This is a genomic window from Candidatus Villigracilis vicinus (genome assembly GCF_016702885.1).
GTDB lineage: Bacteria > Chloroflexota > Anaerolineae > Anaerolineales > Villigracilaceae > Villigracilis > Villigracilis vicinus.
In genome coordinates, this window is sequence record NZ_JADJDD010000009.1 from 80,031 (window position 1) to 92,486 (window position 12,456).

Annotated in this window: 11 protein-coding genes and 1 pseudogene; 6 read left to right on the forward strand and 6 right to left on the reverse strand. The window is 51.2% G+C overall.

Annotated features, from left to right (window positions below):
- Positions 1 to 123 precede the first annotated feature (123 nt).
- Together IPG80_RS09750 and IPG80_RS09755 are read left to right on the forward strand one after the other, a co-directional pair.
- A complete protein-coding gene (locus tag IPG80_RS09750; protein WP_345105829.1) occupies positions 124 to 1,581 on the forward strand; it encodes a response regulator in 1,458 nt (485 codons plus the stop codon).
- A gap of 28 nt (positions 1,582 to 1,609) precedes the next feature.
- Entirely contained in the window at positions 1,610 to 2,626 is a 1,017-nt protein-coding gene (locus tag IPG80_RS09755) for an HD domain-containing phosphohydrolase (RefSeq protein WP_345105831.1), read from the forward strand.
- A 101-nt stretch (positions 2,627 to 2,727) separates the two neighbouring features.
- Here IPG80_RS09755 and IPG80_RS09760 read toward each other — a convergent pair whose 3' ends face one another.
- Positions 2,728 to 3,285, reverse strand: a complete 558-nt coding sequence (locus tag IPG80_RS09760; protein ID WP_345105834.1) for a hypothetical protein — start codon at positions 3,283 to 3,285, stop codon at positions 2,728 to 2,730.
- A gap of 144 nt (positions 3,286 to 3,429) precedes the next feature.
- Positions 3,430 to 4,017, reverse strand: coding sequence for a TetR/AcrR family transcriptional regulator (locus IPG80_RS09765; protein ID WP_345105836.1), 588 nt, complete (start codon positions 4,015 to 4,017; stop codon positions 3,430 to 3,432).
- Positions 4,018 to 4,176: 159 nt separating this feature from the next.
- Between IPG80_RS09765 and aguA the strand changes: the two genes are divergently transcribed.
- The 3 genes from aguA to IPG80_RS09780 all read left to right on the forward strand — a co-directional run bounded on the left by aguA (position 4,177) and on the right by IPG80_RS09780 (position 7,429).
- Positions 4,177 to 5,280 carry an agmatine deiminase gene (gene aguA / locus IPG80_RS09770; RefSeq protein WP_345105838.1) on the forward strand — a complete coding sequence of 368 codons (1,104 nt, stop codon included), beginning with the start codon at positions 4,177 to 4,179 and terminating at the stop codon, positions 5,278 to 5,280.
- Positions 5,281 to 5,381: 101 nt separating this feature from the next.
- Entirely contained in the window at positions 5,382 to 6,296 is a 915-nt protein-coding gene (locus tag IPG80_RS09775; RefSeq protein WP_345105842.1) for a nitrilase-related carbon-nitrogen hydrolase, read from the forward strand.
- A complete protein-coding gene (locus IPG80_RS09780; RefSeq protein ID WP_345105845.1) occupies positions 6,293 to 7,429 on the forward strand; it encodes a spermidine/putrescine ABC transporter substrate-binding protein in 1,137 nt (378 codons plus the stop codon). The genes IPG80_RS09775 and IPG80_RS09780 overlap by 4 nt, the downstream gene beginning before the upstream one ends.
- Positions 7,430 to 7,511: 82 nt before the next feature.
- On the opposite strand, the gene IPG80_RS09785 is transcribed toward IPG80_RS09780, so the two are convergent.
- The 4 genes and pseudogenes from IPG80_RS09785 to ettA all read right to left on the reverse strand — a co-directional run bounded on the left by IPG80_RS09785 (position 7,512) and on the right by ettA (position 10,986).
- Positions 7,512 to 8,165 carry a maleylpyruvate isomerase family mycothiol-dependent enzyme gene (locus IPG80_RS09785; RefSeq protein ID WP_345105848.1) on the reverse strand — a complete coding sequence of 218 codons (654 nt, stop codon included), beginning with the start codon at positions 8,163 to 8,165 and terminating at the stop codon, positions 7,512 to 7,514.
- Positions 8,166 to 8,202: 37 nt separating this feature from the next.
- Complete coding sequence (locus IPG80_RS09790) at positions 8,203 to 8,334, reverse strand: hypothetical protein (protein WP_345105851.1); 132 nt, start codon at positions 8,332 to 8,334, stop codon at positions 8,203 to 8,205.
- Positions 8,334 to 8,903 (reverse strand): TetR/AcrR family transcriptional regulator, encoded by a 570-nt coding sequence (locus tag IPG80_RS09795; RefSeq protein ID WP_345106041.1) that lies wholly within the window; start codon positions 8,901 to 8,903, stop codon positions 8,334 to 8,336. Before IPG80_RS09795 ends, IPG80_RS09790 begins: the two co-directional genes overlap by 1 nt.
- 390 nt (positions 8,904 to 9,293) lie before the next feature.
- Positions 9,294 to 10,986 (reverse strand): annotated as a pseudogene (gene ettA / locus IPG80_RS09800) (energy-dependent translational throttle protein EttA).
- A 259-nt stretch (positions 10,987 to 11,245) separates the two neighbouring features.
- Between ettA and IPG80_RS09805 the strand changes: the two are divergent.
- On the forward strand, positions 11,246 to 12,370 hold the full coding sequence (locus IPG80_RS09805; RefSeq protein ID WP_345105853.1) for a Fic family protein: 1,125 nt from the start codon (positions 11,246 to 11,248) through the stop codon (positions 12,368 to 12,370).
- Positions 12,371 to 12,456 lie beyond the last annotated feature (86 nt).

Here is a 12,456-nt window from a genome sequence, read left to right on the forward strand (position 1 = left end):
TGCAATTCTGGTAATCCCCTAAAAATAGGGGTTTTCCGGTATGTATCGTTCGGACGAATCAAAATACTATTTCATTATGTTTTCAGATTTAGCCTTGGGTAAGATTCAGGAAGGGATAAACATATGAAGCCTACGATCCTTATTGTTGATGATGAGCCTTCGGGTCAACAGGTGGTTGAATCGATCCTGCAGGATCAGGGATACTCAATGGAATTTGCCTCCAACGGGCGTGATGCGCTGAAAAAAGCCATGGAGCTAAAACCCGACCTGATCTTATTGGATATTATGCTCCCCGAGATCGATGGGGTTCAGGTCTGTCAAATGCTTCGCAGTAACCGCGAACTTGCCAAGACCCCGATCGTGATGCTCACGGCTTTAAGTGACCGGGATATTCGCATTGCAAGCCTGGACGCAGGGGCTGATGATTTTTTCACCAAACCCTTCGACCGTGCCGAACTGCGTGCCCGTGTACGTTCCATTACCCAGCTGAACAAATACCGCCTCCTCTACGAGAGGAACCAAATGTTCTCATGGATCAGCGAACGAGCCAGTGATGGGTATGTGCTGCTCCAAAACAATGATAAGGTGTCCTACGTCAACCCGAAGGCTCGCTTTTATCTTGGATTAAATTTGGATACGAGTACCCCGCCTGCTGAAAAATTCATGGAGATCGCGTTACGTCAGTATAAACTCCAGCCGAATGAAGCCTGGGCGGATTGGCCTGCGTTGACAAGCCAGACACTTTCAATAACCCGCTACCTTGTCCGCCCGGAGACGAATTCTTCACATGAGTTTTGGCTGGAAGCGTCTGTATTCGATATTCCCAATGGCGAACCTGGGTCTCGTATCATCCGCATGCGCGATGTTACGGCGGACGTTCTTAATCGGAGGAATACGCGTAGTTTTGGCGAAGCGATCAACCACAAGGTCCGCACACCGGTGACCCATATCGTATCAAGCCTTGAACTCCTGGCGCGTCATGCGCCGCGCTTATCGCCGGAAGAGATCGCCCAACTTTCAGAAACGGCATTAAAGGGTGCCATGCGACTCTCTGATACCCTCGATAGGATCTTGCGGTACTCAAACCTTTATGCGAATGTTAGCAGTACGCAAGGCTTTGAACTCTCCGGTTTCAAGGAAATGGTCCAGCGGATCGCGGCTGAAGTAGGTGTAGCAGATATCGAAATAGGATTACCCGAGATCCTGAATCATGTCCAGATCGTATTGCCTCTGCAGTCTGTTGAAGTATTGGTCTGGGAAATTCTTGGCAACTCCAAGAAATTTCATCCAGCGGGCACACCCCATGTGACGGTTAACGTGACGCCCGGGAATGACCATCAGGTGCATTTTCAATTCAGCGATGATGGTATTGCCCTCTCTCCCAAACAGTTAACCACTGCCTGGCTGCCGTACTTCCAGGGTGAAAAAGATTTCACGGGTGAAGTGCCAGGTATGGGACTGGGGCTTGCCACGGTGAACTCCATTGTTTGGGGTGCCGGTGGGATCAGCCGGATCATGAACCGCGAAAGCGGACCCGGTGTGGTGATCAAGTTGAGTATTCCCGCCGTGAAGACCGGATAAAACCACGTGAAATTTAGTGGAGATTAACATGAATGACCTGAGAAGCACTGTTCTTATCGTGGATGATGACACCGCTGGACGCGAAGTGCTGGTTTCCATTTTGGAAGCCGACGGCTACGACCTGGCAATGGCAGAGAACGGCTATCAAGCCATTGAAGTGGCAAAAGCCATTCTTCCTGATATTATATTGCTGGATGTGATGATGCCGGGCATGGATGGTTTTGAAACATGCCGGCGCATCCGCAGTGATCCGTCCATTGCAGAAGTTCCCATTCTATTCCTCACCGCGCTGGATGATCGGCAATCTTTGCTCAGTGGGTTGGATGCCGGAGCGGATGACTTCATTTCCAAGCCGCCCGACCGTTATGAATTGCGTGCCCGCCTGCTGGGCATTTCGCGCTTGAATCGATACCGCAAGCTTCTTGAAGAACGTCAGAATCTTGAGACGACTCACCAACAACTCCTCCTGGCGTATGACAAAACCATCGAAGGCTGGTCACACGCCATGGACCTGCGCGATAAAGAAACGGAAGGTCATACCAGGCGCGTCACCGAACTTACCAAGAAACTTGCCGGTCTTTTCGGCATTCATGGTGATGAACTCATGCACATCCAACGCGGAGCGTTATTACACGACATGGGAAAACTGGGAATACCGGATTCAGTCCTGTTAAAACCGGATAAGTTAACCGAATCAGAATGGGAGTTAATGCGTAAACACCCACAAATGGCGTATGACATGCTTTACCCCATTGAATATCTGCGACCCGCTCTCGATATTCCGCTTTGCCATCACGAAAAATGGGATGGTACGGGCTATCCACGCGGATTGAAGGGCACGGACATTCCCCTCTCTGCAAGAATATTTGCCGTGGTCGATGTGTGGGATGCCCTGACTTCCGATCGTCCGTATCGTAAGGCATGGAGCCGCGAAAAGACATTGACATTCATTCAGGAACAATCGGGTATACATTTTGATCCGCAGGTTGTTGATCTGTTCTCAAAGGTCATTCTGGAAATCACCACCGTCTTAATTCCTGAATGACCGTAGTTCAGATTTTCTTATACAATTGCACAGACCGCCATGCTAAGCATGGCGGTCTGTGATTTAAGCGGGCGAATCAAATGAAAAGACTGGTTGTAAAATCAGGGGCAAAACGGGATGTCCGGGAACAATGTTGTGGAATATTTCTCCATGCTTTGCAGGTCGCTCACAGGGAATACAACCATCACTTCGCGGGCGCGATTGCGCTCTTTAAGCGGCTCAAACCAAAAGTGGATATCGTATTTAAAATCGTCGTTGTATGCCGTAAATTGGAATAGCAGGGTGCCATCCTGTTCGCACGAGGCGGTCTGTTTGAACTCATCATAGTTCGAGAGCAGAATGTCCAGGTTTCCCGGATTGGCGTAACTCTTTAGTTCATTCCGGGCATCACACAGGGCAAGTGTGGTGACACTTGCAGCAGCACCAAGCGGGTTATTTAAATAGAAGGCGTAGGTTTGGTCTTGCTGGACGGTGTAACTGCGCTTCCAATCAGAGAACATGGAAGCACCGTATGCAAGGTTCTTTTCCACGTCGGTATCTGTAATTTCAATATTGGAGCAGTCTTCGCTGTTCGCTCCCGATAAGGGCGTGAGAAAAGTTGGGATGGCGCAGCCCAGGATCATGATGCTGGTCAGGAGGTAGTATGGAATTTTTCGCATAGCAGACCTTTGGTTGTTGTTTAATGTGTGTATGTACTATTCTACTCTTTTAGGAACCAGCTGTTCCCTTCCTGTATGTACCCATGAGTACTGGCGTTATATTTGATGGGACCTCTCATGAGAAAGATCTTGAATGTGCGGCGGTCATTCCAATGTTTGCAACAGATATTCTGCTGACCGACGTACCATACGCGTATGGGAGATATCCACACCAACAGAGCCCAGCACCCAATTAGTTTCCGCGAGGCAAATGATCGAATAGGCAATTTCCTGACATTTCTTGACAGGTACATTTGGGTATAGATGAGATAAACCCTCTGTGAGGATCTTTTCGAATTCCTTGTAGAAGTTGAGCAACGCCTGCTGGGTGAGCGGGCTTTGTTCGCGGATGCGCCACATGCCGCCAAGCATTCGTTCGCCGAGATCTGGGGGAGAATCTACTTTTCGTTCTTCAAATAGAAAATTCAAAACATTGGGGATAAGTCGTTGTTTGGGCGTGTTTTCCAGTATATCTGCCGCCACCTGTTTGATGCGCAGCAGGATGCGCTCGACAAAGGCAGCGATCAGGTCATCACGGTTGCCGATATAGTGACGGATGATGTTGCGGCTTTTGCCCGCTTCCTGCGCTACACGCTCAAGCGTACATTCCTCCAGTCCATATTGGAGGAGACAGCGCTCGAAGGCATCGAGAATTTCTATTTGTCTTTGGTCAACCAGTTTTTTGCGTCCCATATCAGCCGTCCATGATCTGAAGTTTCTAGTGGGGAATTATACCAATGCTCAAAGATAGATTGTCTAACTGACAATCTATCTTGACAGAATTCATCAACTTGCATAGAATAAATTGTCAGTCTGACAATTTATTCGCATTTTCACCCCAAAGGAGAGTGTATGCCCAAACTATTGACCAGCACACCACACGCAGACGGTTTCCACATGCCAGGCGAATTTGAAAAGCATGATGGCTGTTGGATGTTGTGGCCCGACCGCACAGATACCTACCGCCTCGGCGCGAAGCCTGCGCAAGCCGCATATGCTGAGACGGCGATCGCCATCAGCCAATTTGAAAAAGTGACCGTGGGAGTCTCGGCGGCGCAGTTCAAGAACGCGCGTAACAAACTCCCTGACCATATTCGCGTGGTGGAAATCTCCTACAATGATTCATGGATCCGTGACAGCGGACCTATCTTCGTCAACAATGGAAAAGAAGTCCGCGCTGTGGATTGGGACTTCAATGCCTGGGGCGGTTTAACCGAAGGCATTTATTTCCCCTGGGATCTGGATGACCTCGTCCCGCGCAAGGTGGCAGAGATGGAATGGCTCGACCGTTACAAAGCCAACATGGTACTCGAAGGCGGAGCCATCACCGTGGACGGCGAAGGGACACTCATTACCACCGCTCAATGTTTGTTAAACCCCAATCGCAACCCTGACCTCACCAAAGAAGAAATCGAAAAATATTTGCACGATTATCTTGGCATCGAAAAGACCATCTGGATTCCGCGCGGCTCATTACACGATGAAACCGATGGACATGTCGATGGTCTGTGCGCGTTTATCCGCCCCGGCGAAGTGGTCGTGGAATGGACGGATGACAAGAACGACCCCGAATACGACATCATCATGGAAGCGTATGAGTTGCTGCAAAATGCCACCGATGCAAAGGGACGCAAGTTGAAAGTTCACAAACTGCACAACCCCGCTCCCATCTATGTCACCGAAGAAGAGACCGAAGGCATTGACTCTGTCGAAGGTGTGTTGGAGCGTGTGGCTGGCACCTTCATGGGACCTTCCTACATTAACTTCTACCTCGCCAATGGCGGATGTGTCGTGCCGCTCTACAACGACCCTGCGGATGCAGTTGCGCTTGAAACTCTGCAGAAGCTCATGCCCGAACGCAAAGTCGTCGGCGTGAAAAGCGGACGTGAGATTCTGCTCGGCGGCGGCATGGTGCATTGCATCACCCAGCAGCAGCCCAGCGCGAAATCAAAATAAGAAGATTTACCACAAAGGGTCACTAAGGTACACAAAGGTTTTTAAAAGGTTTCCCTTCGTGACCCTTTGTGACACTTCGTGGTTTCAAAAAAGGAGCCAATATGAAAATTGCCCTCATCCAACTTGCCTACTCCGGCAGCATGGACTCAATGAAAGACCAATACCGCAGCCTCATCGCCGAAGCCGCGCAGCGCGGAGCGGAACTCGTCTGCCTGCCAGAGTTCTCGCTTATCCCTTACTTCCCCGGCGCCCGTCAGCCAGATGGATTCAACTTTGCAGAACCAATTCCCGGCGGAGAGTCGGAGCGGTTCTTCAGTCAAATGGCAAAGACTCACAAAGTCAAAATCGTCGGCAGTTTATATGAAGAAGCGCAGGATGGAAATCTGTTCGACACCGCCACTGTCCACGATGAAACCGGCGCGCTCGTCGGCGTGACGCGCAAGATTCAAATCCCATCGGGCAACGGCTATCACGAAACCGACTACTACGCAGGCAGCGACCAATTCCCTGTCGTCAAACTCGACGCGCTCACCATCGCCACGCCCACTTGCTACGACCAATGGTATCCAGAAATTGCGCGCATCTACGCCCTCGGCGGCGCGGAGCTCATCGTCTATCCCACCGCGATTGGCGACGAACCCGAAGACCATGTGATGGACACGCAAGACTCATGGGAGACCGTCATGCGCGGTCACGCCATTGCCAATGGAATTTTCATCGCCGCCATCAATCGCGTCGGCTCGGAGAACGGCGTCACATTTTATGGCAGTAGTTTTGTCTGTGGACCCGATGGACGCATCCTCGCCCGCGCCTCGCGCGATAAAACCGAAGTCATCATCGCAGAAGTCAGCCGCGACGTCATCAAAGAGTGGCGCTGGCACTTCCCGCTCCTGCACCAGCGCCGCCCGTCTGTGTACGGAAACATTCTTCAGAAATGGTCTGGTGATGAAGCGCCAGAATGGATGGAGGAAACACCCCTCCGAAAAATCAAGCCCACCCAAGGAGATTTGAAATGAAGAACACCCGCATCTTACTTAACCTCAGCCTGATTCTCGTCCCAATCTTGATTCTCACCGCATGTGGGTCTGCCTCTACTCCCGCGCCCCAAGCAGAAGCCCCCGCCTCAGACTCTGCCTGCCCCCAGCCTTCTCCGAAAGTGGAAGTGACTTCCAAAGAACTCAACATGTTCACCTGGTCTGAATACATTCCCGATGACATCATCAACTGCTTTGAAGAAGCCTACGGCGTGACGGTCAATCACGATACCTTTGCCAGCCAAAGCGAACAACTCGCCAAGTTGGAACGCGGCGCATCCGGCTATGACATCGTCCAACCGAGTGATGACATGGTGCAGTTGATGGTCGAAAAAGATTTGTTCGCCGAACTCGACAAATCTCAACTGAGCGTGATGAGCAATTTCAACCCTGCGTTTTTGAATCCCGCCTTCGACCCTGATAATAAATTCAGCCTGCCATACCAGGGTGGCTCAACGGGCATCGTCTACAACACCGAAACCGTCAAGACTCCGCCGACCTCCTACGCTGATTTGTGGAATGCCGAATACGCCGGTCACATCATTGCCGTGGACGACTCGCGCACGATGATTACCATCACCCTGCTCGCCCTCGGCTACGATGCCAACTCCACCGACCCCGCTCAACTCGACGAAGCCAAAGCCAAACTCAAGGAACTGACCGCCAACATCCGCATCTTTGACTCAGACAGCCCGAAGACCGCGCTCATCAGCGGCGAAGCAGACCTCGGCATCATCTGGAGCACCGAAGCGTTCACCACCGTCATTGAGAAACCCGCCTTTGCATATGTGTATCCCAGCGAAGGCGTCATCCTCTGGCAGGATAATTTCGCCGTGATGAAAGACGCGCCCCATGCCGATGCCGCCTATGCCTGGCTCAACTACCTCAACCAAGCCGATGTCTTCTGGATGGTCATGCGTGACCATAGCGGCTCGAACCCGAATGCAGCTGCGGTCGAATACGCCAAGGCGAATCAGCCCGATGTGTACGCAGGTTACATGCAATCCAACATCTCCAGTGTCCCTGCCGAAGCCGTCACGAACGGACACTGGCTCAAATCCCTCACCCCAGAAAATGCCTCCATCTTTGACCAACTGTGGACGGAAGTGAAGTAATTTATTAAAACAACATTTGTTTTCTAGAAAATAAAAAGAGACAGCCCCATCATGAGGCTGTCTCTTTCGTTTGGCGTAGAACTTAATAAAGAATCAAGAAGTCTTTGAACGCGTTTTTTACGAGCGCTGTGTCTCCTGATATATTCGCGCGCTTCATGCCTTCTTCATACGAGAAACGCCCCGAAACGAAGATGTTGAAATCGAGCGCGTCCATTTCCATTTCGGCTGCAGGCTCGCCTTTGCCGATTTGCCATGTTCCGCCTGCCATGCCGGTCAGTGATAATGTGATGGTTTGACCGTTAAGTTTTTTATTCAACTTCTTTGCTGTATCCAACACAACCAATTCCACAATGCGACCATCGTGTTCACGGGTCTGCTCGAAGGGACGGTTCGTGGCACGGCAGATATCGAGGCGGTGCATCCAGGTATCGCGGCTGTGGATGACCCACATGAGATGGCGAATGGGCATGAATCCGCCGACGGGGTGAGGGGTGGCGATCCACTTGATGGCATTGAAACCGTACGCCCAGTTGTGTGCGGCACTTTCGCCAACTTGTTTCAATTCGGCGATCAATTCTGCGGGAGTTTTATCGGCGCGTTCGCCAACTTGTAAATCATTGATCGCATCCTCAGGTAATTGACCCGGCTTGGGCTTGCTGGTGTACTGGCGGATCATTTCCTTGTAGCTTGTGCCGCTGGCATATCCGCCCGCTTGATGCGCCAGCATGTCATGCACATTCCACGCGGTGCATGCGGTGGGTTTGGACCAATCGTCAGCGTGGAGAGATCTGAAGAGTCAAGAAGCGACTCAGGGCGGTGGTCAAGAGGCGATGGGCTTCATCCGCATTGGTGTAGGGAATGGATTCGGCGTTGGCAATAGTCGAAGGGGAAATAGCAGCGTTCATTAAGATTCTCCTTTGATGGGCATGGCTTTTTCAAGGATGGATAAGACGACGGGAATTAAAGAGCCGAAGCGTCCCTGCCCGATGGGAAGGTGCGGCTCGTTTGCAAGATGCATGGCGGTGAGACCGTGAGAGATGGCGATGACCGTATCGACGATCTGTTGACCCGTGAGTTTGGTGTTCAATTGCTTTTTGAATTGATCGGCGTGCTGATAAGTTTGGTTGAGGATGCCAAAACTTAAGGCGAGGCTTTCTTTGGATGGGACAAAGCCCGGCACGGGACGCTCAAAACAGAGTTGATAGAGATCCGGGTTTTCCAGCGCGAAGGACATATAGCCTTCGATGTAGATACGTAGTTCGTCATGTAGACCTGTGGAGGTCTGCATCAATTCCTTGATGTGCGCATCGAACATCGTGAAGCCGAGGCGGAAGAGGGTGTCGTAAATTTCGGCTTTGCTGGAGAAGTAGTTGTAAAGGGACGGGGCGCGCATGTCCATGCGGCGGGCGAGCTCTTGCATGGAGAGGGCTGCCACGCCTTCTTCGCGCATGATGGCGCGGGCGGCATCGAGAATAGCTTGGGTCGCAGCTTCGCGGTTGCGTTGTACGCGGGGGGACGGGAGTTTGGGTTTTTTTCATTTATCTAATATTGTTAGTTTTTTCTAATTATATTAGGTAAATAAATTTTGTCAAGGATATAAAAAGTGACAGTCACCTCACAGGTGACTGTCACTTTTGGGAGCAGGGGATGCAGATAAAAAGGGGCGGGGAGACCCCGCCCCTACGGGCAATATGTCATTCTGAGGGAGCGTTCTTTGCGACCGAAGAATCTCTACGACGGTGTAAGAGATCCTCACCGGCACTGCATCCGCAGCGCGGTGCATGTGTCGCTGTCGCTCACATCGTCCGACACTTGCACCGAACGCAAGTACGGTGTGTCCTTCGGGAGGGTGACATGATTAGGTTTATCTCTTCAATGTGCGATACTTCACTCGATGCGGAGTCAAATCCTTCCCAAACTTTTCCGTCATCATCGTTTCGTAATCGGACCAGTTGCCGATGTACATCTTCGCTACCGAGTCGCCTTCGTAGACGATGAGGTGGGTGCAGATGCGGTCGAGGAACCAGCGGTCGTGGCTGACGACTAGGGCGGTGCCTGCGAATTCGTTGAGGGCTTCTTCGAGGGCGCGCAGGGTGTTGACGTCGAGGTCGTTGGTGGGTTCATCGAGGAGCAGGACGTTGGCGCCTTCGGTGAGGGTCTTGGCTAAATGCACGCGGTTGCGTTCTCCGCCTGAAAGGATGCCGACTTTCTTTTGCTGGTCTGAGCCTGCGAAGTTGAAGGATGAGACATAGCGCGCGCGTTGACTTTGCGTTTGCCAAGCTCAAGATTTTCTGCGCCGCCTGAAATTTCTTCGTAGACGGTTTTCTCAGGGTCGAGGGTGCGGGTTTGGTCGACGTAGGAGAATTTGACGGTGTCACCGATCTTGATGGTGCCGCTATCGGGTTTCTCTTTGCCTGTGATCATCTTGAGCAGGGTGGTCTTGCCTGCGCCGTTGGGACCAATTATCCCGACGATAGAGCCTGGAGGAATAGAGGCAGAAAACCCGTCGAGAATGAGGCGGTCGCCGCCCCGTTGGTCGGGACTGGCGTAGCTCTTGGTCACCTTGTCAAATTCAAAAACGAGATCACCGAGGCGCGGACCAGGCGGGATGTAGATATCCAGTTCTTCGCGGCGTGCTTCGGCTTCTTGCCCCAATAATTTTTCGTAGGCGGTGACGCGGGCTTGTCCCTTTGCCTGACGCGCCTTGGCGCCCATGCGAATCCATTCGAGTTCGCGGCTGAGAGTCTTTTGGCGCTGGCTTTCGGCTTTTCTTCGAGGCGCAGGCGCTCTTGTTTTTGTTCGAGCCAGGAGGAGTAGTTGCCTTTGTAGGGGATGCCGTAGCCGCGGTCGAGTTCGAGGATCCAGCCTGCGACGTTGTCGAGGAAGTAGCGGTCGTGGGTGACGGCGATGACGGTGCCTTTGTAGTCGCGCAGGTGATGTTCGAGCCACGCCACGGATTCGGCGTCGAGGTGGTTGGTGGGTTCGTCGAGCAGGAGAACATCGGGTTCAGTGAGCAGGAGTCGGGTGAGCGCGACGCGGCGCTTTTCTCCGCCTGAGCAGACCTTGATGGGCGTATCCGACGGCGGGCAGCGCAGGGCGTCCATGGCGAGTTCGAGGCGGCTGTCGAGATTCCAGGCGTCGTGCTTGTCGAGTTCTTCCTGCAGTTTGGCTTGCTCTGCCACGAGGGCGTCGAAGTCGGCATCGGGTTCGGCGAATTTGGCGTTGACCTCATCGAAGCGCGCGAGCATATCGACGATGGGCTGCACCGCTTCTTTGACGCATTCGATGACGGTTTTGGTTTCGTCGAGTTTGGGTTCCTGCTCGAGGTAGCCGTAGGTGTAGCCTTTGGCTTGCGAGATCTCGCCGATGTAGTCTTTGTCGATGCCTGCGATGATGCGCAGCAAGGTGGATTTGCCCGCGCCGTTAAGACCGAGCACGCCGATCTTGGCGCCGAAGTAGAAGCCGAGCGAAATATCGCGCAGGATCATTTTGTTGCTGATGGGGATGAGTCGCCCCACTTTGTTCATGGAGTAGATGACTAGGGATTCGTTTGCCATGGTATTTTCCGATAATAGAGATTGGATGATTAGAGATTAGTAATTGGACGGGGCGTATTGTATCAGATGAAGGGGGTGGGGATTTGGGGAATCGGTGGTTTGGGAATTGGGATGAAAACCTCAACCGCTTCTTTCGACGGGGGAGGTTGGTTCGGTTTCGAGAGGCTTTGTCTTAAGTTGTTAGCCCGCATGGGGATGCAACACCAATAGCAGGTTATAATTTTCCCAAGAGCCTATGTAAAGTTGGAGAAACACAACAATGAGCTTTGAAGTTCAGCCCTTACCGCCAAAAAACTTATATGAATCCAATGCCATTTTGAAAAAGCTGGCTTCTGCACATCGGTATCTGGCTGAACTCAAAGGCGTTGCTGCAACGATTCCCAATCAGGGAATACTTATCAACACGCTGGCATTGCAGGAGGCTAAAGACAGTTCTGCTGTGGAAAATATCATCACGACTCACGATGAACTATATAAAGCCCAATTACTTGCCGATACGCTCCAAACTGCAGAGACCAAAGAGGTGGAGAGTTATATTGAAGCCTTGCAACATGGTTTTGGTCTGGTAAAAAAGAACCGTTTATTGACTGCTAATCATATTCTTGAAATTCAAAGATGTTTGGAAAAGAATGATGTAGGATTTCGCAAATTGTCAGGAACAACCTTGGTAAATGACCTGACAGGCGAAATCGTGTACACACCTCCGCAAGACCATGAAACCGTCCTGCGCCTGATGGATAACTTGATCGAATACATCAACAAAAAGGATTTTCATGATGCTGACCCATTGGTGAAAATGGCGGTCATTCACTTTCAGTTTGAGAGCATTCACCCTTTTTATGATGGTAATGGGCGTACAGGACGTATTATCAACATCCTTTATCTTGTGCTTGAAAATCTACTGTCCATACCCATTCTTTATTTGAGTCGTTATATCATTGCTAATAAAGCGGAATACTATCAACTATTACAGTCTGTGCGTGATACAGGCGAATGGGATGCGTGGATTTTATACATGCTTGATGCTGTTGAGACTACAGCCCGCGAAACCATTTCCTTGGTGGATGGCATTCGTAATTTGATGATGGATTACAAACACCGCATCCGCGCCAATCATCCTAAAATGTACAGCCAGGATCTGATCAACAACTTGTTTCGCCATCCTTATACCAAGATCGAATTCCTCATGGCAGATATCAATGTCACGCGCTTAACGGCGGCAAAATATCTCGACACGCTGGCAGAGAATGGTTTTTTGAAAAAAGAAAAAATCTGGCGCAGCAATTATTATGTTAACCTGCCGCTCTTTGACCTGCTGACAGGCTCATCGGCAATTCCTGCCTCCGCTCCGCCGATTGTGACCCGCAACCCACCTCACCTATAAAAAACACAATTTTCTATACACGAACGCCTTGTCATGTATATTTTTGGGGATTCTTTATACATGATAGAAAGATGCTTGGCTGTTAG